A 26,053-nucleotide genomic window follows, 5' to 3' on the forward strand; every position below is an offset into this window, starting at 1 on the left:
ATTGTAGATTTAAACGAAACAGAATACTCCCAATTGCGATCATTAACGTTCCCATTCACCCATCATCAGTTCTGCTCTTGCTGCATACAGAAGCGATAGCTGTACCAACACATCCCCTGCAATGTGCAGTTGTTCTATCAATGGTTGTTTGTGTATGGCTTGCTCTAACGCTTTCAGCAGCGAGCGCCGAAGGCGGGCACGGAGCGCCAACGCAAGTCTGCCATTTCTGGAAACTTAGATGCTGTTTCTAACGATCGCCATAAATCGAGTTCTAGCTGCTGAGTTTTTTTCAAATGTGTACCTCTGGATGAAGCGGACAAGGGCGAGTCGGACAATTAAGTGGGTGCAATTCCACTGAAGAACGAAAACTTTCAATTTTCATTCCACAATGCTCGGAAAAAATATTCAAAATCTGAACCAGTAGCGTTTTGACTTGACTCTCGGTTAGCCCCAAGCAATGAACTGGCTCAATTTTGGCGATGCGATCGTTACCCATCCAGAGTTCCGCCCCTAACGCATGAAGTGGAGAATCTTTTGTCTCCCGATACCAATGAATCACAGCCGCCTCAACAGCAGGAGATGGAATTTCCAGCGTGACAACTCCAAGAGAATCTCTTACAGGAGAACCTATATCCTGATGCTGTCGGAACCTTTGCTGCTTCCTTTGATGATTCCGAACTCCTCGATGGCGGTAATAAGAACGGCGGTTGTGGCAATACTTTGGATTCCAGCATCCATCGCCACTTTCTCCATGCTTTTGCTGGGCTTCGAGCGAACTCAGTTTTGAGCAAAGCCGACATTTTTCACTATCTGGACGCGCCATTTCCACCTCGAATCGGTGCTAATAATTCCTCAACCCACTGTTGGTTGGCTTGTGATAATTTAGGAGGTGGAACTGGTTGGCTGTAATCAATGCGATCGTTATACCCAGCTCGCTCGCATACGCCATCAACAATTGGCTGCAAATCAACGCTCAATTCTTCATCTGACAACGAAAGCGGCAAAGGAAAACTGGGAATTGGTTCGGGTAGATTGAAGCCATATAAGTCAGCTTTGGGTCGTTGTGGACTTCGACTCACAACGATACGGTAGTCTGTTGGCTGTACTTTACCTAACATGGTCATTGGTGAGTGAGCGCGTAGTAGGTCAATTTCGATCAGATGCGAAAGGCTTCCTAAAACCCGCCCCCGTTTCTTTTCATAGGCGGTTCTACCCGAACCTTTTTGTTTATTTTTGGGCGATAACACTTCAATGACGGTAATTACAGTATCACTGCCTATTTCTCGGACTTCCAAATACCGCTCTTTTACGGTTATGGGCATAGGTAGCGCTATTGACTGCGGACGCTTTTGAGTTAGGGTAAGTCCTGTTTCTGACTGAAGTTTCTCTCTGGCTGGATGAGATGAACTGCTTTTAAGGACTGTAGCATCTGGAACTCCAACTAAAACCTCATCGCTCTCAGAGTCTTGGTAAGTGCGAGTTTCGACTTCAATGTAATACTTTGGGCGCAACTGAGGTGCAACTGTATCGGCGATTGCGACCAAAAGCCGAGTATGAAATGAAGACCAAAAAGCAGACTGTTCCAGATAAGGCTTCATCCCCGGAAATGGTGAGGGCATGAGTTAAACTTCCATCCCACAAGCGTTTTTCACAGTATACCTTATTGTTAGTTGAATTTAGTCGGATTTTAGTCGTATATAAGATATTGTTGACATATTTGATATAGAATAGGATATAATTAGAGCGCGATAAGCCGGGTACGGCTTGCGCCAAAAGCGAACGCGTTTATGGAGCTTCTGCTTATAATATTAATTTAGCACGTTAAGTACGCAAGAACCGATCCTCGCGAACAAATTAATGATGTGCTTGACCTCGCTAAAATCGAAGCTAGGAAATTGGAATTGTATCCGGGCGACGTATATTTCCCGGCGTTGCTCGAAGGTATTGCTGAAATGATGCGCGTGCGTGCTAATCAAAAAGGAATTGCCTTCACTTATCAACCTGATTCTGATTTGCCCACTGGGATTACAGTCGATGAAAAACGCTTGCGCAGTATCGGCCATTTGTCACAGTACTACGTCAGTATGCAGATAATTTTCAGATTGAAAAGATTCAAACATTTCTTGAATCTTTTCAACCTAAATAGTTAAATAGTTTCCATGGAGCGAAGCCTCTTGGAAGGCATTCCCACGCGGAACCAGGGAACAAGGTGGGAGGGTCTAACCCACCATTCGTTAACAGTATCCGTAAAAGAAATAATTTAGGATTCCTATAGCTGTCGTTTACTGTTCGCATTGCTTTTTGTAAAAGAATTTAGCACACATATAGTTAATTAATAGGAAGACCAAGAACAAAAATCCAGTAGTTTGATAAATCTCGCTCATATCGTTAGTCCCGCTAAATTCAATAGGCTCTGGAGCTACCGCAACTTCCGATTGATTGTATATTTTTGTAACATTTATACGGTTTTGAAAATGATTCTGTGCTACTAAAATCATTGGTTCTCCTCCTGGTTATTTCAGTATGTTCCTTTTAAATTAGTGATACAATCTGAAAAAAATAACAGTGCTAACACTTAAATTATGACTGATTCATTTTTTCAAAGAATAGCTGCTGAAAAAGCAAAAGAGCCTGTTAAGTTTTGAAAAATTTAAAACTTAAAGCAAGAATCAATTATTACGGATATAAGGGCAAGAAACAGATGAGTAATGTATTAGTTAGCGACATAAGCCCTACTATAATATTAATACGAAGAGCTAAAATAATCGTGTAAAAAAAAGTTAATATACTGTGTCCAAGAGTCAAGAGTCTCATACGGCACCTTCCCTGGCAGAGTCAGGGAACGAAAACAACTGGTCACTGGTCACTGGTCACTGGTCACTGTTACTTTGGTAGTGCATATACACAACAGGAATTCTTATTAGCTTCTTCCCCAGTTGAGATAAACCGAACTTACGTTTGAGGGATGGGGGTAAATTTTCAAAACCGACTGGGGTAAAGCTAAAGCGGCTGTAAAACTGAGCTAATTGCTGACCCAAGCATTCCAAATAAAGTGGCAAAGTTGCTTGATTAATCAGATGTTGTGTCAAAACAGTTCCCAAACCGCGACCTCTCCATGCAGGTAAAACGACTAAGCTCCCAAGTTCTTGTACCCCAGAAAAGTTGCGGAGTTGTCCGCAAGCCACTATTTGCTCATTGCATTCTATGACCCAAAATTGCTGCCATCTTATTTGAGTAGGGTCAAGGGTTGCTCTCAGTACCAGTAACCGAATCGACCAAATATCTTCAGATGTTGCTTTGCGAAGACCACATTCTGCTGGTAAAGAAATCATAGTGGTTAGTGGTTAGTGGTTAGTGGTTAGTGGTTAGTAGTGTAGGACAGGCGTCTCGCCTGTCATCGTTATTAGTTAGTAGTGTGGGACAGGCGTCTCGCCTGTCATCTAGTAGTGTAGGACAGGCGTCTCGCCTGTCATCGTTATTAGTTAGTAGTGTGGGACAGGCGTCTCGCCTGTCATCGTTAGTTGTTAGTAGTGTGGGACAGGCGTCTCGCCTGTCATCGTTATTAGTTAGTAGTAATTCTAACTAATAACAGCATTTCAATCTTACAAAATGTAAAATTTGTCAGAAAATGTCATGAAAGGTCATAGCCTTGCCAAGCTTACTTTAACCTTTGCGAAAAGCTTCTACTTGTAGATGAATCCAGATATATAACCAAATCGGAAAAGGAAATTCTCAACAAAACTAAATCATTAAATTTGGAATTAATAAAGATTAAATTTACTTGACAAGGAGATGAGCATTATGAAAGTTAATAACCAAGATTTATATTACAAAACTATTCCTCAAGTTGATGAAAATATTGAAGATGTTTTTGCCCAACATACAGGTTGCATCTCAAATCTCAATTCTGCTAATACTAAGAGCAAGAAACCTGCTCTCGTTGCTAGATGGTATAGAGAGAACGGCAAAATGGTTTGTCAATGGGAATCTATCTAGAAATGGCAATTATTACCAAACTCAGTTAGTCGGTGAATCGTGAGCTTATAGTTGCGCCGCTAGGCGTGCCGTAGGCATAGACAGCGCTACTACAAACAGAATTCATTCAATTTACATTTCGTCACAGATTTTGATTTTTCCTTACCAAAATTACACAGGAAACTTATCTTATGCGCCTAAATTATCGTGGGTCATCATACACTTCTACTTCCCAAAATATTGAGACTGTGATTTCTGATATTTCTGCTCAGTTTCTCGGACAAACTTATCAAATTCGTCGTGCAGTTCAACCTTCGAGATTTCAATCGAGTGTCAGTCTCCAGTTTCGTGGCTCTTTGTATTTCAAAGCTTTATCATGAAACTTGGCAATGGGCAATATGAATTGAAGAACTTTTAACAATGCCCATTGCCCCACTCCCAACCCCCCACTCCCCACTCCCTACTCCCAACTCCCTTCTTTCACAATAGGAGGTTTTGATGAACAAAAAGTTTATTTTATTTACTTTGTCTTTGCTAATCACAATTGGATTGTTTACATATCCTACTAAGCTGTTTGGTCAAGTCATGGCAAACGAACCTAGTAGCATTTCTGCGCGAGAGACTCATCCCTCAGTACCTCTTCTGAAGAATCTTGGCAATCACCATTATTCCATATCAACTAGCTCAAAACTTGCCCAACGCTACTTTGACCAGGGGCTTGTCCTAGCTTATGGATTCAATCATGCTATGGCAGTACGCTCCTTTCAAGAAGCAACAAAGTTAGATCCTAATTGTGCAATGTGTTATTGGGGACTCGCACTTGTACAAGGACCGAATATTAACGCCCCCATGGATGCAAAAGCCATCCCGTCAGTATCTCAAGCATTGCAAAAAGCAGTTGAGTTGAGCAAAAATGTCAGTGAGAAGGAACAGGCTTATATTAACGCCTTAACAAAGCGTTACGCTTCACAACCCATTGAAGACCGCAAGCCTTTGGATATTGCCTACGCCAATGCAATGCGAGAAGTACAAAAACGCTATCCAAATGATTTAGAGGCTGCAACTCTATTTGCTGAAGCTTTAATGGACACAATGCCTTGGAATTATTGGACAAGGGATGGAAAACCTAACCCAGGAACAAATGAACTTCTTGCCACTTTGGATTCTATCTTAAAGCGCAATCCCAATCATCCTGGTGCTCTCCACTTACATATTCATGCTGTTGAAGCATCTCCCCATCCTGAACGTGGGGTAACCAGTGCAGATCGTCTCCGCAATTTAGTTCCAAGTGCTGGACATTTAGTGCATATGCCCGGTCATATTTACATTCGAGTTGGGCGGTATCATGATGCCGTTGTCGCCAACCAAAAAGCCATTGCGGCTGACAAGCAATCCATGTCCTTGACTCCATGTCATACCAAAGGGCTTTACGAGTTGGGTTACGTACCCCATAACTACCACTTCCTTTTAGCAGGCGCTATGATGGGAGGAGAAGGTACATTAGCAATTCAAACAGCCCGTGAGACATCGGCAATTGCCGATCACCAAGTGATGCGGCAACCTGGATTCGGAACTTTACAGCATTATTACGCGTTACCACTGTATACTTTAACAAAGTTTGGTAAGTGGGATGAGATTCTCAAAGAACCGACACCAGATGCAGACCTGATGTATCCCAATGGCGTTTGGCATTATGCACGGGGAATGGCGTTTACTGCAAAAGGTCAACTGAAGCAAGCTACAGAGGAATTAGAAAAAGTAAAAGCTATTGCTGCTGACCCCGCTTTGGAGAAGGTCACAGTTTGGGATATTAATTCCACTGTCAGTTTGATGAAAATTGCCTCTGAAGTTTTAGCGGGTGAACTTGCAGCAAAACAGAAGAATTATACACAAGCGATCGCTCACTTGAAAACTGCTGTTTCATTAGAAGATAATCTCAGATATGATGAACCTGCAAGTTGGTACTCTCCTGTTCGGCAATCATTGGGAGCCGTTTTGCTTGAGGCTAACCGCATACAAGAAGCTGAAACTATATATCGGGAAGATTTAGAACACTATCCTGAAAATGGTTGGTCGCTTTTGGGGTTGACAAAAAGCTTAGATGCACAAGGTAAGACAAAAGAAGCACGCTCGGTGCAACAGCGATTCGAGAAGGCTTGGAAGTATGCTGATATCAAGCTTGTTACTTCACGAGTCTGAGTTTTGATGAAACCTCTTGTATCAATTAAATATCTCTAGAAATTAATTTACATCGTCTACAATCTCTGTAAAGATACTTCAAACAGCGCGTCTTTACATTGTTTTTTGGAGATGTCTAGAGCGTCGGTACAGTAATACTAAAAACCCGGTAACTTCATCGTTGAGCATACGAGATATCAAGCTTGACCACAGAGAGAAACCGGGTTTTTTGCCTCCTTTTTGACTACTAAAGTTTAAGCATTAAATTTTCCTTTAAATTTTACTTATTAATCAATACCTACCCTACCATCACTAACAACCAAAGCAAGTTCCCAAAATGAAACTCTATTACATTCCCACAACACGAGCGGTTCGTCCTCGATGGCTCCTAGAAGAGATGGGTATTTCCTACGATCTGGTTCAAGTCAACATGAATATGACAAAGCAACCAGAATATCAAAAATTACATCCCCATGGGAAAGTTCCTGTTTTGATAGATGGAGAAGTTACAATCTTTGAGTCTACTGCCATTTGTGCTTACCTTGCTGATAAATACCTAACTTTTGGGTTTGCTCCTTCTCCAGACAGTCCTCAAAGAGCTTATTACTACCAATGGCTGTTTTATGCTTCCGTTACTCTCGAACCTCCCGTGGAGCATTTTATGTTCAATGTTTTACCGAACTTGCCAGAAAAACTACTGCCAGAAAAAGTGCGGTTTGGAGCTTCATCTGATGAATCTCTACAATGGTTAACCGAGTTGCCCAACCTTTAAGAGAAGCGCTAGCTAATAACAACTATTTAATAGGCAACCAATTTAGCACAGCTGATATCGTGACTGGAGGAGTTCTGCTATGGGCTAAGAAGTTAGGAATGCTTGTTACAAACGACTCCCTTACTCAATACATTGACCATTTGATGCAAAGACCAGCCCTCATACGAGCAGATGAAGATTTTTATGCCAAAATCCCTCAAAAACAGTAAGGCAATCTGGTTTTCTTTTTGAAAAATCATAGTTTTAATTTAACATTTACCCAGTTCAACTGCTCCACAAGGAATTTGCTAAGGATTAGACAATATTACTTATGAAATATGTGGTAATAAGCATAATTACTCCAAAGGGGATAAGACTTAAATTCTAGAAACTTGTTTAATAATAAAAACGCCCACTAGATAGCTAGCTGACATCTAGCTTCTAGCAGGACTTTCCCCTAATTGAACTAGCAACTAGGAGACAAGGCTATTATGTCAAATAATTTAAAGATTGGTCATCTTGATCGCGACGTAAAAGATACGCACTCTTTAGATGATTTACGTATTCTTGTAGTAGATGACGATCCGGATAGCAGTATGTTACTTGCTTTTATTCTTGAAAGTTATGGTAGTCAAGTAATGATTGCATCGTCATCCATAGAAGCGTTGGGAATATTAAAAGAATTTGAACCGAATTTTTTAATTTCCGATATTGTTATGCCGCAAGTGGACGGTTATTCATTAATTCGCCGAATTAGAAATCTTGATTCTCCACTAAGAACGATTCCCAGCGTGGCGGTAACAGTTGTAAAACCAGAAGAAGGACACAAATTGGCTTTAATATCAGGGTTTCAAGCTTACTTGATTAAACCAGTAGACCCCGATAATTTAATCACAGAAATCAATAAACTTACCGTTTCTACAGAAAACTTTAATTGTGATTGAAAAAAAGCGATTCGAGAAGGCTTGGAAATATGCTGATATCAAGCTTGTTGCTTCATGAGTTTGAGTTTTGATGACTCCCGTCAGGGGCTTTTGTAACCAAAGCCATTTTACGAACGTTTTCCCTAAATACACTGTTCTCATGCCACATCGGTATCGTATGATGATGTAAAAATTTTGACGCATGAGACGGCAATGTTTTTCTTCCATACTTACAGCAGTTTTTGTTTCCAATTCAATGATATTGCTAAAAAATTGTTCTAATCTACCAACCCTGGCTTTGTTTGTGTAGCTGCTAGCTGAATTTTTAGGATTTTATTTTGTTCCCTAAGTACTCCTGGTGAATCAATCTGACAATCGTCAAAAGTCACAGAGTCAACATCTAGGAACTGAGCGATCGCCAACTCAATTACTAATTCTGGGGAAAGTTGGGTTTGTTTGGAGTATTCCTCTATTGCCTGCCTAATGCGCTCTGGCAAGTAGTCCAAGATATTTTTAAGTGCATTTGTTTCGGTTCTTTGCATAGTACTTACTCTTACGATGGAATTTTACTGTTATATACTTCCCACGGGTATAGATTGCGCTTTTGAACCCAGGTGTAGGGGCGCAAGGCATTGCGCCCCTACAAAGGATGTTGTTCATTTTCACGTTTATTAAGTATAAGAATTAACAGATCGCTATTAACGAACCGTTTTGAACTGATTCGCAACAGTTAAGTTAGAGTTATAAGTTATAAATTTATTTTATAGCTTATAACTAAGACTATTTTCAAAAATTATTTATAAACTGCTTAATAGTAGTCGCAAGCAGAAAAGCTTAACAAGAAAAACTCATGAACACACAGCAAGCCAATGACTTCGACAAAATTAGCCTCACTGCTTTTATGGTGAGCTTAGCCAGAGAGTTTACAGATATTCCCTATGCTGGGGAGTTGGCAAAATTGGTAGAAGCGCAAAGATTCATAGAGCTATATTTACCGCAAAATCAAGACAAGAGCGTTTTGCTAACCGCACGTGTGGAAGCTCGCTACAAAGCTATTAACCAAGTCATGGCTCAATATCAAATAACCCAAATTCTAGAACTTGCATCTGGTTTGCTACCGCGTGGTATGAACTTATCTTGTGACCCTAACATCACTTTTATTGAAACCGATTTGCCTGCAATGATTCGCTGTAAACAACAATTGGTTCAGCAACTCATTGGGGAACGTCCCAATCTGCACTTTGTAGAAATTGATGCTACTAGCAGTCCCAGCCATTTTTTAAAAAGTACCGTGCATTTAAAAGCAGAACAGCCAGTCATGCTTTTGTGTGAGGGGCTTCTGACACACCTTACACTCTCAGAAAAACAACAAGTATGCACCAACGTCCGAGAAATGCTTCACGCTTACGGTGGAGTCTGGATTACCCCTGATTTCATTGACACACCTAGCTTTTCGCGATCGCTACAAAATGACCCAGATTTACAAAAGCTAATACAAATAGGAACCAACTTTACAGGTAGGTCTTTAGTAGATAATAATTTTGCAACTCCCGACCAAGCGCGACAATTCGCTTACGAACAAGGCTTCCGCGTAGTGGAGTATAGTATGCTGAACGTAATCAACGAGTTAAGCTCCTTGAAAATTTTAGGCGTTGATGCAGAAGTGGTTAAGAAAATGCTCACCACTCAGTTTGTCTTTGCTCTGACTCTTGATATCGCTGATTGAAGTATCTACTGATTTCTCAGTTCTCTTGATGAAGGAAATATTTGATTGGGAGTTGTTCGCAGTCCTCCATTCGAGCTATTTGGACTAAGATACGCTCCACCTGGTTTCATCTTATCTTTCCTAAGAATGACACGTGTTCCATTGCGGTAGTAGAAAGTTTTTGTACCATTACCGTTATCAATTGTATTGGAAGGATAAAGCGTACCATTATTTGGTGTAGTAATTCTACCATTCGGGGCAATGCGAGTTCCAGAAGGATAGCTGAGAAAATTACCTGTACCTTGCGATCCATAGGAATTAGGATCATTTTGCGCCCATGCTAGTTGAGGTGTTAAAGCACCCAAAACTGCTACACCAGTTATAAGGAGTTTGAAGATTTTTGCGCGAGCGCCCAATCTATGCTTGGTGACAAACGAATTAGACTGGGACACAAAATTGTAGCTCAGATGTTTGAATGCACTGTTCCCAGGAATCATGGAATCCCTCCTGTATAGTCTGCTATCTACTATTATGAACCTTGTTATTGATAATGTTTTCTATCTAAATACCCATAAAAAGGGAATTTTCAATTACAAAACATGATAGATTGTGAAGGTTCTATAGGAATCATAAATGATTTCTGAAAAAATCTCAGTATTGTAGGGTGGGCAATGCCCACCATAAGCTTTATGTGTGCGGCATAGCCCTAACTACGTATATTTCAAAAATCAAATAGGAGTCTTATATTTCAATATTTTATTAGAGGCAGTATGATTTTAGAAGTTGCAATTCTCCAGGTAAAACCCGGAAAAGCTCCTGAATTTGAAACAGCTTTCAAGCTAGCTTCATCAGCGATCGCTTCAATGCATGGCTATATTAATCACGAGCTACAACGATGCTTGGAAGTAGAAAATCGGTACATTTTACTAGTGCGTTGGGAAAAATTAGAAGACCATACAGTTGGTTTTCGTCAATCCCCAGAATATCAACAATGGCGTCAATTATTGCACCATTTTTACGAGCCGTTTCCGACAGTTGAACATTATGAAATGGTAATGACTAGCCAAATATCATAACATTTAAATATGACTTATTTACAAGAAGAAAAGCAGAAGAAAAGCGTGCTTTTCAGCATGGATTCCTTCTACCCTCTGCTTTTTTCTATACTTAAAAAAGTCGAAAAATGAACGGATAACGGAACGGTTCATCAGGCTTGCTAAAACAATGTAACAATGCCCAAATTGTCAGCCCCCAATGTAGTGCAAAGCCAAAAGCAACAACTGGAAAGAATAAAATTCCACCAAGACCAAAGGTCAGCCAAGATAAAATTCCAATTGGCACTCCAATGACAGTCGCCCAGAACCAAACATTGAAGTGAAAATTAATTGATTCTGTCGCGTTACTTTTAACAACTGGATCATCCGAAATTAAGTTAATCACAATTGGAATCCCAATCGAAAACAATGTTGTGCTGAAGAAAATCGCACCATGAGACAGAGATGATAGCAATTTGCGCTTATCAGAATCGTTTGTAACTTGCATCCTGGAGGCTCCTCTATTCTCTTTATAGTTTTAATTTTAAACGGGATTTGGCGGCTTTTGTATTACTGATTACCGTACTTTCAACAAAATTTCTAGGTTTGTATGGCGCGTGTTCAGATCCCCGACTTCTCTAAGAAGTCGGGGATCTATCTAACTATCGTTCCGCCTCCTCAATCAACGCTTTTTGTAATTTCGGATCTCTTTATGAATTTTCTTCCATCGTTCTTTCTCCAATAAATTCAACCTTTGGTCTTGCTTGCGAGCAAGATAATTAAGTTCTTTTTGCAACTTTTGATAGTTCAGGAACCTTCGATAGTCAAGTGTTCCTTCATCCAATGCTTGCTGCACTGCACAACCAGGTTCGCGCTCGTGCTGGCAATTTCGGAAACGACATTGTTGTACAAACATTTCGATATCTGCAAATGTTTCCTGCAACCCCTCGTCTCCCGACCAAACTTGGAGTTCCCGCATACCTGGGGTATCTACAATCAAGCCACCTGTTGGCAGTAAAATTAACTCTCGATAGGTGGTTGTGTGCTTCCCTCGATTGTCTCCTTTTCTTACCGCTTGCACAGTTTGAACATCTGTTCCTATCAATTGATTGGCGATCGTAGATTTGCCAACACCAGACGATCCCAACAAAGCCACTGTTTGTCCGGATTGGAGGTAAGGCTTTAAGCCATCCAATCCTTGAGAGGTACTGGCACTTAAAACTACAATGGGTACACCAAGTGAGATCGCTTCCACCTCCGCCACACACTGTTCCAGGCGATCGCACAAGTCTGCTTTATTAAGAATGATAACAGGATTCGCCCCGCTATCCCAAGCTGTAATTAGGTAACGTTCGATTCTTCTGGGATTAAAGTCTCCATCCAATCCTGAGACTAAAAACACCGTGTCAACGTTGGTAGCAACGATTTGTTCTTCCGTTTTACCACCTACAGTCTTGCGGGAAAATTTGCTTTTTCTCGGCAAAATTGCCTGGATAGTTGCTCGTCTTTCAGAATCTCTCACCTGAATAACAACCCAATCCCCTACAGCAGGAAAATCTGTTGATTCAGTCGCTTGGTATCTCAGTTTACCTGTAACTTCTGCTGAAAGTTCTCCGCGATCGCTGTAAAGGACGTAAGTATTTTTATGTTCAATCGCAACCCTACCAACAGTAAATCCTTCTTTGCGTAATGGTTCAAAGCTAGAAGCAAAAAAATCGCTCCAGCCCAAACAATTCAAATTCATTTGTATTTCCTCGGTGCGTGCCAATTTTTTTGCACAAGGTTCACAGAGGAATTGCGAGCTTCATTCCTGCGCGATCGAGGACTGAACGATAATCTCTGTGCCTTGTGTCGGATGTTTTGAAAAAGCCAAAGTGACTTTGACGGCTACAAATACACTCATCGTTTGTCCTCCTGACGCGTCTAATAATGTTATCAACAATTTCACTGCTGTGAATTCCGGACATGCTAAATCCTGTTTTTCTAAAAAACTAGTGAAGATACATAATAACAGTGACTTTCTGTGATACTTTCTTATATAAGTCATCTGTGTATTGGTACGTATAATTATCTATTTACTCTCTTGAAAAAGTTCTTTTTTCATAGAGCAGCAAAGATTTTGACTAAACCAGCGCTATCCCTGTTGACTAAGTTTAATTAAGTTATAAAAAATACAAATACAGAGTAAGTATGAAAAAAGAACTCTTGACAGCAGGATTTTTCCTCTTCTCTTTGACTTTACCCCTAAAAGCTTCTGCGGCCTTTAGCCAATTTAATGTATTTGGTGATAGCCTGTCGGATACTGGTAATGTATTCAATGTCACTCAGCAATTCTCGCCTACAGGTGCGATTCCTCCAAGCCCGCCTTACTTTCAAGGACGTTTTTCCAACAATAAGGTTTGGGTAGACTACCTTGGAGAAGCTATAGGATTAACCCCCACTTTATTCACCAATCTGGGTAGTACGGTTCCAACCCAAGGTGTCAACTTTGCTTTTGGTGGGTCTACCAGCGGTCAAGACAATGCTTTTGTTCCTGGCGTACCAGGAGTGCTGGCGCAAGTCGGCGGGTTTACGCAACCCTTTTTAACAACTAACCAAAAGGTAGAAGCAAATGGACTCTATGCTGTGTGGGGAGGTGGAAACGATTACCTATTCGGTAAAAATCCTAACGTTGCTCAGACAGTAAAGAATATATCAGATTCAGTAGGTTTACTTGCCCAAGCGGGTGCCAAAAATATTTTGGTATTTAATTTGCCCGATCTAGGCAAAACCCCAATCGCATTAGGGTCTGTCAATTCCCCTACTTTAAACGCTGCGACAAACGCTCATAATGCGGCATTAGCAACATCTGTAGCTTCTTTAAGCAATACTATTCCAGGTGTTAATATCATCCCTGTGGATATTAATTCGTTATTTAATAGGGCGATCGCTAATCCAGGGGAATTTGGTTTTAAAGATGTGACCACCTCTTGCGTAGTGTATAGAATCGTAACAAACGAAGTTTTGAAAACCTGTGATAATCCAAACGATTTTCTCTTCTTTGATGAAGTTCATCCCACTACAAATGCTCACAAGTTGGTAGCAGAAACAGCACTAGCTGCAATTAGAGCTAAGTCTGTACCCGAACCTTCGACAACTTTCGGTATGTTAGCACTTGGTGCTTTGGGTGCAGCAGCAATGTTCAAGTATAGACGCAAACAACTTGCCGCGACTCGCACTAAGTCAAATCCCTAGCACTCTCACCTCTTACCTCTGCGTACTCTGCGTCTCGGCGGTTAAATCAATTCTTTTAAACCGCAGAGGCGCAGAGAGCACAGAGAAAAAAGATGAGGAATACAGAGATCGCACTTCCCGTACTGCTTTTGATTATCTAGCGGGACTATCAAAGTTCTTTACATCTGTTGGAACGCAAATGCCAACTGAAGAAGTCGATTGAGAATAAATTGTCCTTACTTGAGGGTTACCCCAAATAACAGTGGTAGCAAGAGCAGCAAGCGCCCCTAATGATATACCAGCGAGATATCTCACCTCAGAACGGAGACGCTTAATCTCGCCTTGGCTGGTATTTTCTATTCCTGATAAAGAATCTAATTGGACTTCTGAGACTATGGTTGTAGGAAGAGGTACTGGTTGTATAACTGTGAAAGTCACTTGCAAGTAAAGCCAGTCTGTAATCAATTGGGGACAATTCTTTTGAAACCAACGCAGCGCAAAGATTTTGAACGCTGGTTTGGACATTCTAGCAATTGATTTTGCTACAGCGTTGAGAGAGCGGTTCTGAAGCTTTTTGTTAATTAGGTTCACCGAAGCAACATCGTACAGACCATCCAAAATAAGCTTTACGGTGGCTTCCTCACTTTTAACTAAATGATTTAGCAGCAGAAGAACATCATGCATGCGCTCTTGTTGCATTTGTTCCTCTACCAATTGTTGCGGAATTTTTACTAACTTTGGGCTGGACACTGTATTAAACTAACCAACAGGTAGGGTGGATAATAGATAACCCAGAGCATAACATTTGGTTTTCAAAGTTGTCTTCCATCTGAAGAAAATAAATTATTTTTACCTATCTATCCGTAGATTTACAGTGGAGGTAGATAACAGATTGAGTCACGAAACCTAACCTACATTCATGCTTTTTTAAGGTTTAGTAAACGTAAATTCCGCCTGTTTGCTGCAAGTTGATTGTTGTATCTCCAGCACCCGACCCTGCTTGTCTAATAGTATTGTTACTCGTCGATTCTTGACTCGCTAAACGACCATCTTCCATGTAGACAATGCGATCGGCAATGTCAAGAATGCGATTGTCGTGGGTGACTAACAAGATCGTGCAACTCTTCTCTTTGGCAAGATGTTGCATGAGTTCTACAACGTCGCGACCGGATTTTTTATCGAGTGCTGCTGTTGGTTCGTCAGCTAGCACAATTTTGGGTTCTGCTACTAGGGCGCGTGCAATGGCGACTCTTTGTTTTTGCCCTCCCGAAAGGTCATCGGGATAGTAGTTTATACGCTGACCCAATCCTACTTGTTCTAGCATAGCGATCGCACGATTAACCATTTGTTCGGAAGTTATGCTTTGATGCAGTTCTAAACCCATTTTGACGTTCTGCAATGCTGTGAGACTACCGTGAAGATTATGCGCTTGAAAAATATAACCGTTGTTGCGCCTTGCTAATGTCAGTTCTTTCGCAGTTGCACCGCATAATTCTCGTTCCAAAACACGCATACTGCCATCTTGGGTGGAACGCAGCCCTCCTACAAGTGTCAGAAGTGTGGTTTTTCCAGACCCTGAGAGACCTGTCATAATGACAATTTCACCTGGATTTATTTCTAAGTTGATGTCGAATAACACTTGTTTGCGGAGTTGACCGCGACCGAAATAATGATTGAGGTTTTTGATGGAGATGACGGATTTCATGATGATTTTTAACCGCAGATGAACGCAGATGGACGCGGATAATTAATTGAACGAACGACTGTAGGGGATCGAGGCATTGCGCCCCTAATCACACATTTTTTAAAACATATCTGCTGGATCGGCAGATTGCAGTTTTCGAGTGGCGATCGCACCTGAAATAATACACATAATTAGGGTTAGTACAAGGACTGTTATCGCTCGTGCTAAGGTCATGTAAATGGGTAAGTTGGTTGCATTTCTTGTTAAAGAATAAAGACCAAAAGGCACTACTAATCCAGGAATGAAGCCTAGAATTGCTAAAATAATCGCTTCTTCAAAAATGACTCCTAGTAGATAGAGATTTTGATATCCCATTGCTTTGAAGGTAGCGTATTCTTTAATATGGGCATTGACATCTGTGGAAAGAACTTGATACACAATAATGATGCCGACTATAAACCCCATTGCTACTCCCAATCCAAAGATGAAGCCAATGGGGCTTTCTGTTTGCCAATAGTTTTGCTCGAATTGAATAAATTCTTCGTGGGTTAAAGCTTTGACATCGTCTGGCAAGTAAGTTTGTAATGCTTCTGCTACCTGTTTTGGATTGTAGCCTGATTCAATATAAATTAACCCTAGATTAATACTTGCTGCTTCTTTTCTAAGAAATAGCCGTAAAAAGTTTTGATCGCTGGTAATTAGGTTGCCATCAGCCCCAAAGGAAGTTCCTATTTTGAATAAGCCACTGATAGTAATGGTACGATTTTCTATTTCAGTGGTCGCCATTTTACCTTGTTGAATTTGGGCAATGACATCTTGATACTCTCCCTTGGAACTTTGGTCAAATAAAAAATTATCTGTCAGCTTTATCTTATCTAACTGTTGGTTGACTTCAGGTAACTGAAAAGACGAACGGTCGGGATTGATCCCCATAACCTGAATTGATGTTTCGCTGCGAGTTTGAGGATTTTTCCAGGTAATAACGTTAACGTACATGGCTTCTGCTGCTTTCACTCCTGAAAGAGAAGATGCTTGGTACAATCGTCGCCGGGAAAATGTGGATAAATTTTGCATATTACGAGCTTTGGGGCTAATTAAAACAATATCTGCATCCAAAACTCGATTGAGACGTGTATTACTGTCATACAATGCACTTTGAAAACCTAGCTGCATGAACATGAGAACATCAGCAAAGGCAATTCCTGATAATGCTACAAGCAGACGACTTTTTTCTCGACTCAGTTGTAGCCACCCTAGAGGGGTTCGTCGTTGTAATTGTTGGATGAATCCGATCAAATCTCAATCACCGCCTTGACTTGTAAATTGGTTAACTTAGCTGCTTTTTGACTGGAGGGACTATCGAGTCGTACATGGACTTCCACAACTCTGGCATCAATATTGCTACTGGGATCGGTGTTGACAACGCTTTGACGCCGGACTTGCAAGCCGACTGAGTCAACTTTTCCTTGCAATTCTTCTGGTAAAGAATCACTAACAACTCTCACTTGCTGCCCTTGACGGACTTTGTTAATATCACTTTGATACACTTCTGCAACAACGTACATTTGGCTTGTTTGTCCAATTTCAACAATGCCCTCGTCTGATACAACTTCGCCTGCACGTGTATGTATATCTAAGACTTGACCATTTTGTGGCGATCGCACGTAGGCTTGTTCTAAATTTTTCTTAGCCTGATTGACTTCTGCTACAGCATCGTTTACCTCTGCTTTTGCCACTTCTATATCGACCGGACGGACTTCGGCGATCTTTTGTAGTGTGGCTTGAGCTTCAATAATTTGTCGGCTACTCGTCGTATTAATGCGAGCAAGAACAGCTTGGGCTTCGCTCAGTTGTCTGCGACTCGTGCTATCGATGCGCTTTAGGATTGCCTTTGCTTCGTTGAGTTGCTGTGTTGCTGTATCTAAGCTCAAACGTTTGCTGTCAAAAGAAGATTTAGAAATTGCACCTTCAATCGAGAGCTGCTGATAACGTTTGTATTCAGCTCGAGCATTGTTAACTTCTGCTTCTAGTTTTCCAATGGTCGCTTGTTGCGCTGTTTTATCTCCTTCCCATTGCGCTTTGATTCTGGCGACGGTTTCTTCTTGAGCTATTTTGTCCCCTTCCCACTGCGCTTTCAGCCTGTCAATCTGCGCTTTTTGTGCATCAATTTCACCACGTTTTGCACCCGCTTTAACCTGAGCGAGGTTTGCTTGCTTGATTTTTACTTGTTCCTGCGCTTTTGTTAAGGTGGCTTGAAGTCGGTCTTTGCTGTCAAGAATAGCGATCGCTTGTCCTGCTTTGACTTCTTGTCCCTCCTTTACCAAGAGTTGTTCAACTCGATTTTCTTGAGAGGATGTAGGTGCTGAAACTTTAATGACCTCTCCTTGCGGTTCTAGCCTTCCCAAAGCAGCGACCTTTGTAACTTGAGGTACGCTCACTTGGGCTATTTGGGGCTTACTAGATTCTTGCGCCTGAAACTGCTGAAGTTGGTAGATTGTGACTCCACCAACAACGAGAGTTGTGGCAATTCCTAAGGCGAACGCTGGGCGACGCTTTTGTTTGAAAGATACAGAACTGTTAGATGTTGTATTTGTTGCATCACTCACCATAAGTGGCTTGCCTCATCAGTTATGACATAAACTAAACTGGTTAGTTTAGTTGCTTATTTATAAACTAAACTGTACAGTATAAAAATGTCAAGAGTATTTCATATGCATAAAATAGAATTATTTGAAAGCTGTGAGATATAGAAACCGGGTATCTGGCAGATACCCGGTTTCTGAGACTTATTTTCTGACAATTCAAGGAAAATTACTATATAAGCTATTCTTATAAAAAAATGAGAGAAACAGAAGACCACAATCCAGATCGCAAGCTTTCAGAAGAGAAGGTCGAAGCCATTCTCTCAGGAGCAATACAAGAATTCTTAGCAAATGGATATGCTGCTACAACAATGGATCGGGTGACAGCAGCAGCTGGTGTATCTAAGGCTACTATTTATAATTACTTTCAGGATAAGGAAGGATTATTTACTGCTCTCATACAGCAATTGATAATCAAGCGGTATCAAGCTGCATTTAATCCTCAAAAAGCTCTCTCAGCAGAGGGTGAAGCGTCTGACATCCTTCGCCAACTAGCAATTTCAATACTGGAAAGTGTTACAAAAGATGAACGTGTCTTGGGATTAATCCGCTTGGTCATTGGTGAGTCTGGGCGCTTCCCAGAATTAGCGAGAACCTTTATTCGTAATATAGAAAAACCTGCTTTAGACGACCTCAGCCAATTCCTTTCTTGTTGCGAACTTAATCTACCCGATCCAGACGCATCTGCACGCATTTTTTTGGGGACTTTGGTTCATTTCATCTTGGTTCAGGAAATATTCCATGGCAGTGACATTTTACCTATGGAACGCAATCGTCTTATTGACAACTTAGTTGACTTGTTCACAGCAAAACTAACTGCAAAGCCTTTATCATCAGATCGATTTACCGGAACGAGACAGAAGTCTCAAAGGCGCAATCGTCAGGATTCAGGTAAATTTGAGCGAGATTATTCCGAACCCAAACGTCTGAGATCTATCCGACTGACAGATACAGCTTGGGAAAACCTGGCTGCGATCGCAGCTAAAGATCGACTGACCCGTAGTGAAGTTATTGAAATCATTGCTCGTAATGAGGATGTCTTGTAAAAATGGGGGCAAACGACTTCTAGAGCGTCAGTACAGTATTTAAAAGGAGGCAAAAAACCCGGTTTCTCTCTCCTGCAAAGCTTGATATCTCATAGGCTCAACTCGAAGAAACCGGGTTTTTGTAATTTCTGTACCGATGCTCTAGCTACATTGGTTTTTGTATATACATGGCTGAATAAAGATTAAGTATTTGTTTATGGTACATTAACTGTATATACATGGATTCTCGTTATTTATTTTAAGACTTAACTGCTCAGTTCGTATTGAAGGGGCTGAGCAAGGAAGTGATTCAATGTGCCTCTTTTTGATTATTTGTTTTGTCATGGCACCCAAATTCGGGATTGCTGAAAACGCTTTGCTAACCACAATTTTCCTCCATTAACAAGTCCTAAAAATGTCACCAACACAAGGGCAGAGGCATTTGATTCGCCACCAGAAACGTTCATTGCTAGGTCATAAATGTGGACAGAGATCGATCGCCCCGAATCCCAAAGAGATTCTGGCATACGGTCAACGTAACCACAATGTCCTCTCTATTCTGAACTATAAACTATGAACTGAGCTTAGTTTAGAGTGAGCATAGACTAACCTGTCATAATAAGCCCCGATCCCTGGTCACTGGTTACTAATTCAGCTCGTGAAACAAGTTCTTGTGGTTATGGTCTGTTATGATTTAGCAAAAATTAACAATACTAGCAACGTATCCTCTAAGCGGATATACAGAGGAGAAACAAACTAAGCGAGTGCCATTGCTAAATTGAGGAAGGATATTGAGCATATTTCCAGCACTTCAGTCTAACTCCCTTCTCCCTTGGGGAGAAGGGTTGGGGATGAGGGCAACTTCTTTTAATACCTTGCGTACTAGAAGATAGAATATAGCATAACCTTTGTGCCGTTATTAACTTAATCAGTAAAAAGTTTTACAGAAATGTAGCAAATTCTACAGAATGAAGCTTAACAAAATCTGTATTGAATAAAAGGCAAAAAAGGTTATGCATCTAACCCCAACTCTAAACTTTTATGGATTCCCGGATTCGCTTTTTGATGTGCTCCCCTGACCACTATGATGTGGACTATGTTATTAATCCTTGGATGGAAGGGAACATCCACAAGTCATCTCAAGAACGTGCTGTAGAACAGTGGGAAAAACTGCATCATATCCTTAAAGAATATGCAATTGTAGACTTAGTGCCACCTCAGAAAGGTTGGCCTGATATGGTGTTTACAGCCAACGCTGGCTTGTTGCTTGGGAAGAACGTTGTCCTGAGTCGTTTTTTACACAAAGAGCGTCAGGGGGAGGAACCTTATTTCAAGCAGTGGTTTGAAGACAATGGGTATACTGTTTACGAACTGCCCAAAGATTTACCTTTTGAGGGTGCAGGTGACGCCCTGCTGGATCGGGAAGGACGCTGGCTGTGGGCTGGATATGGTTTCCGGACAGAGTTAGATTCTCACCCCTACCTAGCAAAATGGCTCGATATTGAGGTGCTGTCTCTGCGCCTGATTGATGAACGCTTTTACCATCTCGATACTTGCTTCTGTCCTTTAAATAATGGCTATCTGCTATACTATTCACCCGCTTTTGATTCCTACTCCAATCGTTTGATAGAAATGCGGGTTCACAAAGATAAGCGCATAGCTATTTCAGAAGCAGATGCGGTTAACTTCTCTTGCAATGCAGTGAATGTTGACCATATTGTTGTTATGAATAAAGCTTCTGATGCTTTGAAAGCACGTCTTGCACAAGTCGGCTTTCAAACGATTGAAACTCCACTGTCGGAATTCTTGAAAGCTGGTGGTGCAGCTAAGTGCTTGACGCTGCGGGTTACCGAACCAGTGCGGGAAGAAGTTCATGCCAATGTGTTGGTTGAAAGTCGCATCTTCCGCATTGAAGGACACTTGTTGGATTCTGGTTTGATTAACCGTGCTTTGGATTTAATTATAGATAACGGTGGCAGTTTCCAAGTTCTGAATTTCTCGTTGGGAGAACAACGGCAAAGTACTTCGGCTGCAGAGGTAAGAGTTTCAGCGCCTTCTCATGAAGTGATGGAAACTATCCTATCTCTTCTTATTGATTTGGGCGCGGTTGATTTACCTCAAGATGAGCGGGATGCTAAACTCGAACCGGTGACTCTACCGGGTGTTGCACCTGATGATTTTTATGTCACCACCATTTATCCTACGGAAGTGCGGATTGATGGTGAGTGGGTGAAGGTACACAATCAGCGCATGGATGGGGCGATCGCAATTTCTCAAACTCCCAATGGCTTGTTAGCACAGTGTAAAATTTTACGGGATTTGGAAGTTGGGGAACGGGTTGTTGTTGATGTGCAAGGTATCCGTACTATCCGGAAAACTGAATCGCGGGAACAACGGAATGCTCAGGAATTTAGCTTTATGTCGGCTGGGGTTTCTAGCGAACGGCGTGTGGAACTGGTGGTTGAGCAAGTGGCCTGGGAATTACGTAAAATCCGCGATGCTGGTGGTAAAGTTGTTGTGACAGCAGGACCTGTGGTGATTCATACTGGTGGTGGCGAGCATTTGTCACTGCTGATTAGAGAAGGATATGTTCAGGCGTTGCTTGGTGGAAATGCGATCGCTGTCCATGATATTGAGCAAGCGATGATGGGGACTTCCCTGGGTGTGGATATGAAGCGAGGTGTTGCTGTACGTGGGGGACACCGCCATCACTTGAAGGTGATTAACACGATCCGTCGTTATGGTAGCATTGCTAAGGCGGTTGAGGCTGGCGCGATCGACAGTGGTGTGATGTATGAGTGTGTACGCAGTGGTATACCGTTCTGTCTTGCTGGCTCGATTCGGGATGATGGTCCTTTACCGGATACGGAAATGGATTTGATTAAGGCACAAACTGAGTACGCTCGCTTGCTCGAAGGTGCGGATATGATTTTGATGCTGTCATCAATGCTGCACTCGATAGGTGTTGGGAATATGACTCCTTCTGGTGTGAAGATGGTTTGTGTGGATATTAATCCGGCGGTGGTGACGAAGTTGAGCGATCGCGGTTCGATAGAGTCTGTTGGTGTGGTGACGGATGTGGGATTGTTCCTGAGTCTGTTGGTGCAGCAATTGGATAAGTTGACTAGTCCTTATACTATTAAGATGAGTTAAGTAAGTAGGGTGGGCAATGCCCACCACTTAACTTTTGATGAATGAACCGCAGAGTACGCAGAGTAAGCAGAGGAAAGAGGAAGAGAGAATGGTAGGTGTAGCTTTTAGTCGAGGGGTGCAAGTTCGTTGGGTTAGTTTTATTGCTGATTTCTTATTGTTGGGGATGGTGTTTGGACCTTTGGTTGCTCCTTTTTTGGCGGTGTCTGGGTTACCGTTGTTACCTGTGGTTGGGGATATTATTTATTTTATGGGTCGTCATGTGTGTCCGCAGCCAGATCTGGGGTTGGTTTTGGCATCACCCTATATGATGGCGGTGTGTATGCGTTGTTACGGGACTGTGACAGGTTTGCTGGTGATTCGTTTGCTATATGGGGTAACGGGTGGTGAAGGTTTTTACTGGTTGAGTCAGTATGGTTGGAGTGGTGTTGCAGTTGCTAGTGTGTTGATGATGGCTTATCCGTTGGAATTGGCGGCTCAGGTTTTGGGTTGGTGGGGTTTTCACAATTATGTTGTGACTTTTTTTGGGTTGGTGACAGGTTTGGCATGGGGTTTATTTACTATGCCGATTTTGCATGGAGGCGCGACCAGTGACCAGTGACCAGTGACCAGTGACCAATAACAAATAACAAATAACAAATGACCAATCACAAATGACAAATTACAAATGACAAATTACAAATGACCGATTTAATACTGGTTGTAGATGACGATAAGATAACACGGTTACAAATGCGACAACTACTGCAACAAGTAGGGTATCGAGTCGCAGAAGCAACTAATGGCGAGCAAGCATTAGCTGTTTACATGGAGCAACAGCCAGATATGGTGCTGTTAGACGCCATGATGCCGATCGTGGATGGATTTACCTGCTGTACTAAATTGCAGGCGCTTCCTGGTGGTGCAGCAACGCCTATATTAATGATTACCGCTCTTTACGACCAAGTATCCGTAGATAAGGCTTTTGCGGCTGGTGCCACTGATTACATTAGCAAACCAATTCAATGGCAAGTTTTGCGTCAGCGAGTGCGCCGGGTGTTGGAATCCCGCCGCGCAATGCAAGAATTGCATCAGCAAAGCGAACAGGCGCAAAATCGAGAGGCGCAACTTAGAATAGCGTTAGACGCGGCTCGCATGAGTCCTTGGGAATGGGATATTACACATAACAAAGTAACTTGGTCGGAGCATTTAAAATTGCTCTTGCGGTTAAACAATATTTATGAAAATACTACCTATGAAGCTTTTCTTGAACGCGTTCATCCTCAAGACCGCAATTTTGTTGACTGCTCAGTGAAACAGGTTCTTCAGGGTGGGTTTGATTATGATATTGAGTTTCGTGTTATTGGATACGACGGTAGTCTTCATTGGATAGCAAGCAAAGGTGTTGTCTTTCGTGATTCAGAAGGAGTGGCGCTGCGGATGTCTGGGGTAGATATGGACATTACCAAGCGCAAGCAAGCAGAGGAGTCGTTGGAAGCGTATGCAAATCGTCAGGCGCTGGTGGCGGAACTCAGTCAAATGGCATTAGCTGGTCTGAATTTGACTACATTGATGCAAGAAACGGTCACTCTTGTTTCCCATAGCCTTAAGGTAGAGTATTGTAATATTTTGGAACTTTTGCCGGATAGTAGTATCTTGCGATTGGTTGCGGGAGTTGGTTGGCATCCAGAATTGGTAGGACAAGCAACCGTAAGTGCTGGAAGTGATTCTCAAGCTGGCCATACCCTGCGTTCTCAAGAACCAACAATTGTTAATGATTTCCTCACTGAAACGCGCTTTGGAAAACCACAACTGCCACACGACTATTTTATAGTCAGTAGTGTTTCTTTGTTAATTCATGGTAAAGAGAATCCTTTTGGAGTGTTGGAAGTACACACAACAAGAACGCGCACTTTTAGCAAAGAAGATGTTTATTTCTTGCAAGCCGTGACTAATATGCTGGCTACTGCTATTGAACGCCAGAGATTTGAAGATGTCCTCAGGGGAAACGAACAGCGATCGCAATTGTTTTCTGACATCACGCTAAAAATTCGTCAATCTTTACAAATTGATGAAATTATTCAAACAAGTGTTACAGAAGTCCAACATTTGTTGCAAGCAGATCGTGTCTTAATTTTTCGCTTGCTACCTGATGGTACGGGAGTCGTTGTGCAAGAGGCGGTTGTTTCTGGGTTTATTAGCATTCTCGGACACAATCTTGAAGATCCCTGCTTTAACGAGGATTACGTTCAACAATACCGTCAAGGACGAATTGGTTCGATGAGCGACATTGAAAAGGTCACAATCACACCTTGCTACCTAGAATTTTTACAAAAACTCAGTGTAAAAGCCAACTTAATTGTACCGATTATTTTCAAGAACAAACTGTGGGGACTACTCATTGCCCATCAATGTGCTCATCCTCGGGAGTGGACGAGTTGGGAAACCGAACTTTTACAACAGTTAGCAAATCAAATAGGAATTGCTGTAGCTCAAGCCCAGCTTTTAGAACAGGAAACTCGCCAAAGACAAGAACTTGCTCGTTCTAATGAAGAACTGCAACAATTTGCCTTTATTGCTTCTCACGATCTGCAAGAACCACTGCGTAAGATAAAGACGTTTGGAGAACGGCTGAAAGCGACTTGTAGTGATGCATTGACCGAACAGGGGCAAGATTATCTGGAACGGATGCAAAATGCAACTCGCCGGATGCAAGCTTTGATCGAAGATTTACTGACACTTTCACGAGTTACAACTAGGGCAAAACCTTTTGAGCAAGTGGATCTAGCGCAAGTCACACAAGAGGTGTTATCCGATTTAGAAATACGTATCCTGCAAACAGAAGCGCTTGTGGAGGTGGGTGATTTACCTACTGTTCAGGCAGATCCGCTACAAATGCGCCAATTGCTCCAAAATCTCATTGGCAACGCTTTAAAATTTCACTACAAAGATACTCCACCTATTGTCAAAATTTACACTCAACAACACGAGGCCGGACACGAGCAACTTATTGTTGAAGATAATGGTATTGGATTTGACGAAAAATATCTTGACCGAATTTTTAATGTTTTTCAACGTTTACACGGTCGTAACGAATATGAAGGTACGGGTATGGGCTTAGCCATTGCCCGTAAAATAGTGGAACGTCACGGTTGGAGTATCACTGCATACAGCCAACTGGGGAAAGGATCGAAATTTATCGTTTCGCTCGCTTTTCTTTGATAAGGTTTATCATACTTCCATGGGTGTAAAAATATTACAGCCTAAGTCCTCTATTGGTTGTATTTTGACGGTCGATTAACGATAAACCCTCAAAAGGAGAAAATATAGAGTGAAGGGTCGGCATACAACGATCACAATTTTGATGGCTGAAGATGATGAGGATGACCGTATGTTAGTTCGTGAGGCATTGACAGAAAGTCGATTGACTCATGACTTGCATACTGTCAGTGATGGTGAAGAGTTAATGGATTATCTCAAGTGGCGTGGTAAGTACGCCGACAAAAATATTGCACCCCGTCCGGGTTTAATTTTGCTAGATTTAAATATGCCTAAAAAAGATGGTCGTGAAGCCCTCAAAGAAATTAAAGCTGATATTCAACTCAGAAAAATTCCGATTGTTGTGCTAACGACCTCTAAGGCAGAGGAAGATATTCATAGTACTTACGATTTGGGTGCGAATTCGTTTATTATCAAACCGGCGACTTTCGCATCTTTGGTTGAGGTGATGAGGACAATAGGAAAATACTGGTTTGAAATTGTAGAACTGCCACTATAAAAAAGGAAGGCAGAAA

The 26,053-nt window shown here is 41.7% G+C and carries 30 protein-coding genes; 16 read left to right on the forward strand and 14 right to left on the reverse strand.

Annotated elements, in window-relative coordinates; genetic code table 11:
* Window positions 1–42: 42 nt before the first annotated feature.
* The 3 genes from WA1_RS56815 to WA1_RS09915 form a co-directional block, all read right to left on the reverse strand.
* The gene (locus tag WA1_RS56815) at window positions 43–210 is read right to left on the reverse strand and encodes a hypothetical protein (RefSeq protein ID WP_017743843.1); all 168 of its coding nucleotides are present in this window, start codon (window positions 208–210) and stop codon (window positions 43–45) included.
* A gap of 79 nt (window positions 211–289) precedes the next feature.
* Entirely contained in the window at window positions 290–823 is a 534-nt protein-coding gene (locus WA1_RS09910; protein ID WP_017743844.1) for a hypothetical protein, read from the reverse strand.
* Entirely contained in the window at window positions 807–1,619 is an 813-nt protein-coding gene (locus WA1_RS09915) for a DUF4058 family protein (protein WP_033335279.1), read from the reverse strand. Before WA1_RS09915 ends, WA1_RS09910 begins: the two co-directional genes overlap by 17 nt.
* A gap of 243 nt (window positions 1,620–1,862) precedes the next feature.
* On the opposite strand from WA1_RS09915, the gene WA1_RS09920 reads away from it, so the two are divergent.
* Window positions 1,863–2,150 (forward strand): sensor histidine kinase, encoded by a 288-nt coding sequence (locus WA1_RS09920; protein ID WP_017743846.1) that lies wholly within the window; start codon window positions 1,863–1,865, stop codon window positions 2,148–2,150.
* A gap of 132 nt (window positions 2,151–2,282) precedes the next feature.
* On the opposite strand, the gene WA1_RS09925 is transcribed toward WA1_RS09920, so the two are convergent.
* Both WA1_RS09925 and WA1_RS09930 read right to left on the reverse strand, forming a co-directional pair.
* On the reverse strand, window positions 2,283–2,498 hold the full coding sequence (locus WA1_RS09925) for a hypothetical protein (protein WP_017743847.1): 216 nt from the start codon (window positions 2,496–2,498) through the stop codon (window positions 2,283–2,285).
* Between the two features lie 372 nt (window positions 2,499–2,870).
* Entirely contained in the window at window positions 2,871–3,332 is a 462-nt protein-coding gene (locus WA1_RS09930; protein ID WP_017743848.1) for a GNAT family N-acetyltransferase, read from the reverse strand.
* Window positions 3,333–3,361: 29 nt separating this feature from the next.
* On the opposite strand from WA1_RS09930, the gene WA1_RS54825 reads away from it, so the two are divergent.
* From WA1_RS54825 to WA1_RS09955, 7 genes are all read left to right on the forward strand, one after another.
* Entirely contained in the window at window positions 3,362–3,586 is a 225-nt protein-coding gene (locus WA1_RS54825; protein WP_148662665.1) for a hypothetical protein, read from the forward strand.
* 215 nt (window positions 3,587–3,801) lie between these two features.
* Entirely contained in the window at window positions 3,802–3,996 is a 195-nt protein-coding gene (locus WA1_RS09935; RefSeq protein ID WP_017743849.1) for a hypothetical protein, read from the forward strand.
* Between the two features lie 170 nt (window positions 3,997–4,166).
* Window positions 4,167–4,355: a DUF4278 domain-containing protein gene (locus WA1_RS09940; RefSeq protein ID WP_017743850.1), complete on the forward strand. Its 189-nt coding sequence runs from the start codon at window positions 4,167–4,169 to the stop codon at window positions 4,353–4,355.
* A gap of 118 nt (window positions 4,356–4,473) precedes the next feature.
* Complete coding sequence (locus tag WA1_RS09945) at window positions 4,474–6,174, forward strand: tetratricopeptide repeat protein (protein ID WP_017743851.1); 1,701 nt, start codon at window positions 4,474–4,476, stop codon at window positions 6,172–6,174.
* Between the two features lie 316 nt (window positions 6,175–6,490).
* Window positions 6,491–6,925: a glutathione S-transferase family protein gene (locus WA1_RS09950; protein ID WP_017743852.1), complete on the forward strand. Its 435-nt coding sequence runs from the start codon at window positions 6,491–6,493 to the stop codon at window positions 6,923–6,925.
* Entirely contained in the window at window positions 6,898–7,134 is a 237-nt protein-coding gene (locus tag WA1_RS58605) for a glutathione binding-like protein (protein ID WP_201789082.1), read from the forward strand. The genes WA1_RS09950 and WA1_RS58605 overlap by 28 nt, the downstream gene beginning before the upstream one ends.
* A gap of 261 nt (window positions 7,135–7,395) precedes the next feature.
* On the forward strand, window positions 7,396–7,848 hold the full coding sequence (locus WA1_RS09955; RefSeq protein ID WP_017743854.1) for a response regulator: 453 nt from the start codon (window positions 7,396–7,398) through the stop codon (window positions 7,846–7,848).
* Window positions 7,849–8,105: 257 nt separating this feature from the next.
* On the opposite strand, the gene WA1_RS09960 is transcribed toward WA1_RS09955, so the two are convergent.
* Window positions 8,106–8,369 (reverse strand): hypothetical protein, encoded by a 264-nt coding sequence (locus WA1_RS09960; RefSeq protein ID WP_017743855.1) that lies wholly within the window; start codon window positions 8,367–8,369, stop codon window positions 8,106–8,108.
* Between the two features lie 308 nt (window positions 8,370–8,677).
* Between WA1_RS09960 and WA1_RS09965 the strand changes: the two genes are divergently transcribed.
* On the forward strand, window positions 8,678–9,553 hold the full coding sequence (locus WA1_RS09965) for a class I SAM-dependent methyltransferase (RefSeq protein ID WP_017743856.1): 876 nt from the start codon (window positions 8,678–8,680) through the stop codon (window positions 9,551–9,553).
* A gap of 5 nt (window positions 9,554–9,558) precedes the next feature.
* Here WA1_RS09965 and WA1_RS09970 read toward each other — a convergent pair whose 3' ends face one another.
* Window positions 9,559–10,029 carry a hypothetical protein gene (locus WA1_RS09970; protein WP_017743857.1) on the reverse strand — a complete coding sequence of 157 codons (471 nt, stop codon included), beginning with the start codon at window positions 10,027–10,029 and terminating at the stop codon, window positions 9,559–9,561.
* Between the two features lie 273 nt (window positions 10,030–10,302).
* Between WA1_RS09970 and WA1_RS09975 the strand changes: the two genes are divergently transcribed.
* Window positions 10,303–10,608, forward strand: coding sequence for an antibiotic biosynthesis monooxygenase family protein (locus tag WA1_RS09975; RefSeq protein ID WP_017743858.1), 306 nt, complete (start codon window positions 10,303–10,305; stop codon window positions 10,606–10,608).
* A gap of 91 nt (window positions 10,609–10,699) precedes the next feature.
* On the opposite strand, the gene WA1_RS09980 is transcribed toward WA1_RS09975, so the two are convergent.
* Window positions 10,700–11,074 (reverse strand): DUF4870 domain-containing protein, encoded by a 375-nt coding sequence (locus WA1_RS09980; RefSeq protein ID WP_017743859.1) that lies wholly within the window; start codon window positions 11,072–11,074, stop codon window positions 10,700–10,702.
* 174 nt (window positions 11,075–11,248) lie between these two features.
* Entirely contained in the window at window positions 11,249–12,310 is a 1,062-nt protein-coding gene (gene rsgA, locus WA1_RS09985; protein WP_017743860.1) for a ribosome small subunit-dependent GTPase A, read from the reverse strand.
* A gap of 446 nt (window positions 12,311–12,756) precedes the next feature.
* Between rsgA and WA1_RS09995 the strand changes: the two genes are divergently transcribed.
* Window positions 12,757–13,800: an SGNH/GDSL hydrolase family protein gene (locus WA1_RS09995; protein ID WP_017743862.1), complete on the forward strand. Its 1,044-nt coding sequence runs from the start codon at window positions 12,757–12,759 to the stop codon at window positions 13,798–13,800.
* 132 nt (window positions 13,801–13,932) lie between these two features.
* On the opposite strand, the gene WA1_RS58610 is transcribed toward WA1_RS09995, so the two are convergent.
* From WA1_RS58610 to WA1_RS10015, 4 genes are all read right to left on the reverse strand, one after another.
* Complete coding sequence (locus tag WA1_RS58610) at window positions 13,933–14,478, reverse strand: hypothetical protein (protein WP_017743863.1); 546 nt, start codon at window positions 14,476–14,478, stop codon at window positions 13,933–13,935.
* 235 nt (window positions 14,479–14,713) lie between these two features.
* Window positions 14,714–15,484, reverse strand: coding sequence for a DevA family ABC transporter ATP-binding protein (locus WA1_RS10005; protein WP_017743864.1), 771 nt, complete (start codon window positions 15,482–15,484; stop codon window positions 14,714–14,716).
* Between the two features lie 99 nt (window positions 15,485–15,583).
* Complete coding sequence (gene devC / locus WA1_RS10010; protein ID WP_017743865.1) at window positions 15,584–16,759, reverse strand: ABC transporter permease DevC; 1,176 nt, start codon at window positions 16,757–16,759, stop codon at window positions 15,584–15,586.
* Window positions 16,756–18,072, reverse strand: a complete 1,317-nt coding sequence (locus WA1_RS10015; RefSeq protein WP_017743866.1) for an ABC exporter membrane fusion protein — start codon at window positions 18,070–18,072, stop codon at window positions 16,756–16,758. The genes devC and WA1_RS10015 overlap by 4 nt, the downstream gene beginning before the upstream one ends.
* Before the next feature lie 230 nt (window positions 18,073–18,302).
* Between WA1_RS10015 and WA1_RS10020 the strand changes: the two genes are divergently transcribed.
* Window positions 18,303–19,151 carry a TetR/AcrR family transcriptional regulator gene (locus tag WA1_RS10020; protein WP_017743867.1) on the forward strand — a complete coding sequence of 283 codons (849 nt, stop codon included), beginning with the start codon at window positions 18,303–18,305 and terminating at the stop codon, window positions 19,149–19,151.
* A gap of 320 nt (window positions 19,152–19,471) precedes the next feature.
* Here the strand turns inward: WA1_RS10020 and WA1_RS10025 are convergent, their stop codons facing one another.
* Entirely contained in the window at window positions 19,472–19,657 is a 186-nt protein-coding gene (locus tag WA1_RS10025; protein WP_017743868.1) for a hypothetical protein, read from the reverse strand.
* A 514-nt stretch (window positions 19,658–20,171) separates the two neighbouring features.
* Between WA1_RS10025 and argZ the strand changes: the two genes are divergently transcribed.
* The 4 genes from argZ to WA1_RS10045 all read left to right on the forward strand — a co-directional run bounded on the left by argZ (window position 20,172) and on the right by WA1_RS10045 (window position 26,037).
* The gene (argZ, locus tag WA1_RS10030) at window positions 20,172–22,283 is read left to right on the forward strand and encodes a bifunctional arginine dihydrolase/ornithine cyclodeaminase (protein ID WP_017743869.1); all 2,112 of its coding nucleotides are present in this window, start codon (window positions 20,172–20,174) and stop codon (window positions 22,281–22,283) included.
* Between the two features lie 88 nt (window positions 22,284–22,371).
* Window positions 22,372–22,881 carry a DUF2085 domain-containing protein gene (locus WA1_RS10035; RefSeq protein WP_017743870.1) on the forward strand — a complete coding sequence of 170 codons (510 nt, stop codon included), beginning with the start codon at window positions 22,372–22,374 and terminating at the stop codon, window positions 22,879–22,881.
* Window positions 22,882–22,961: 80 nt separating this feature from the next.
* Window positions 22,962–25,481, forward strand: a complete 2,520-nt coding sequence (locus WA1_RS10040) for a GAF domain-containing protein (protein ID WP_017743871.1) — start codon at window positions 22,962–22,964, stop codon at window positions 25,479–25,481.
* Between the two features lie 109 nt (window positions 25,482–25,590).
* Window positions 25,591–26,037 (forward strand): response regulator, encoded by a 447-nt coding sequence (locus WA1_RS10045; RefSeq protein ID WP_017743872.1) that lies wholly within the window; start codon window positions 25,591–25,593, stop codon window positions 26,035–26,037.
* Window positions 26,038–26,053: the final 16 nt, after the last annotated feature.

The sequence above is a fragment of the Scytonema hofmannii PCC 7110 genome, from assembly GCF_000346485.2.
GTDB lineage: Bacteria > Cyanobacteriota > Cyanobacteriia > Cyanobacteriales > Nostocaceae > Scytonema > Scytonema hofmannii.

What these genes read in the sequence shown, in the direction of transcription:
- WA1_RS09910 (WP_017743844.1), bottom strand. Translation starts at nt 823, where the DNA reads ATGGCGCGTCCAGATAGTGAAAAATGTCGGCTTTGCTCAAAACTGAGT.
- WA1_RS09915 (WP_033335279.1), bottom strand. Translation starts at nt 1,619, where the DNA reads ATGCCCTCACCATTTCCGGGGATGAAGCCTTATCTGGAACAGTCTGCT.
- WA1_RS09925 (WP_017743847.1), bottom strand. Translation starts at nt 2,498, where the DNA reads ATGATTTTAGTAGCACAGAATCATTTTCAAAACCGTATAAATGTTACA.
- WA1_RS09930 (WP_017743848.1), bottom strand. Translation starts at nt 3,332, where the DNA reads ATGATTTCTTTACCAGCAGAATGTGGTCTTCGCAAAGCAACATCTGAA.
- WA1_RS09935 (WP_017743849.1), top strand. Translation starts at nt 3,802, where the DNA reads ATGAAAGTTAATAACCAAGATTTATATTACAAAACTATTCCTCAAGTT.
- WA1_RS09940 (WP_017743850.1), top strand. Translation starts at nt 4,167, where the DNA reads ATGCGCCTAAATTATCGTGGGTCATCATACACTTCTACTTCCCAAAAT.
- WA1_RS09945 (WP_017743851.1), top strand. Translation starts at nt 4,474, where the DNA reads ATGAACAAAAAGTTTATTTTATTTACTTTGTCTTTGCTAATCACAATT.
- WA1_RS09950 (WP_017743852.1), top strand. Translation starts at nt 6,491, where the DNA reads ATGAAACTCTATTACATTCCCACAACACGAGCGGTTCGTCCTCGATGG.
- WA1_RS58605 (WP_201789082.1), top strand. Translation starts at nt 6,898, where the DNA reads ATGGTTAACCGAGTTGCCCAACCTTTAAGAGAAGCGCTAGCTAATAAC.
- WA1_RS09955 (WP_017743854.1), top strand. Translation starts at nt 7,396, where the DNA reads ATGTCAAATAATTTAAAGATTGGTCATCTTGATCGCGACGTAAAAGAT.
- WA1_RS09960 (WP_017743855.1), bottom strand. Translation starts at nt 8,369, where the DNA reads ATGCAAAGAACCGAAACAAATGCACTTAAAAATATCTTGGACTACTTG.
- WA1_RS09965 (WP_017743856.1), top strand. Translation starts at nt 8,678, where the DNA reads ATGAACACACAGCAAGCCAATGACTTCGACAAAATTAGCCTCACTGCT.
- WA1_RS09970 (WP_017743857.1), bottom strand. Translation starts at nt 10,029, where the DNA reads ATGATTCCTGGGAACAGTGCATTCAAACATCTGAGCTACAATTTTGTG.
- WA1_RS09975 (WP_017743858.1), top strand. Translation starts at nt 10,303, where the DNA reads ATGATTTTAGAAGTTGCAATTCTCCAGGTAAAACCCGGAAAAGCTCCT.
- WA1_RS09980 (WP_017743859.1), bottom strand. Translation starts at nt 11,074, where the DNA reads ATGCAAGTTACAAACGATTCTGATAAGCGCAAATTGCTATCATCTCTG.
- rsgA (WP_017743860.1), bottom strand. Translation starts at nt 12,310, where the DNA reads ATGAATTTGAATTGTTTGGGCTGGAGCGATTTTTTTGCTTCTAGCTTT.
- WA1_RS09995 (WP_017743862.1), top strand. Translation starts at nt 12,757, where the DNA reads ATGAAAAAAGAACTCTTGACAGCAGGATTTTTCCTCTTCTCTTTGACT.
- WA1_RS58610 (WP_017743863.1), bottom strand. Translation starts at nt 14,478, where the DNA reads ATGCAACAAGAGCGCATGCATGATGTTCTTCTGCTGCTAAATCATTTA.
- WA1_RS10005 (WP_017743864.1), bottom strand. Translation starts at nt 15,484, where the DNA reads ATGAAATCCGTCATCTCCATCAAAAACCTCAATCATTATTTCGGTCGC.
- WA1_RS10015 (WP_017743866.1), bottom strand. Translation starts at nt 18,072, where the DNA reads ATGGTGAGTGATGCAACAAATACAACATCTAACAGTTCTGTATCTTTC.
- WA1_RS10020 (WP_017743867.1), top strand. Translation starts at nt 18,303, where the DNA reads ATGAGAGAAACAGAAGACCACAATCCAGATCGCAAGCTTTCAGAAGAG.
- WA1_RS10025 (WP_017743868.1), bottom strand. Translation starts at nt 19,657, where the DNA reads ATGCCAGAATCTCTTTGGGATTCGGGGCGATCGATCTCTGTCCACATT.
- argZ (WP_017743869.1), top strand. Translation starts at nt 20,172, where the DNA reads ATGGATTCCCGGATTCGCTTTTTGATGTGCTCCCCTGACCACTATGAT.
- WA1_RS10035 (WP_017743870.1), top strand. Translation starts at nt 22,372, where the DNA reads ATGGTAGGTGTAGCTTTTAGTCGAGGGGTGCAAGTTCGTTGGGTTAGT.
- WA1_RS10040 (WP_017743871.1), top strand. Translation starts at nt 22,962, where the DNA reads ATGACCGATTTAATACTGGTTGTAGATGACGATAAGATAACACGGTTA.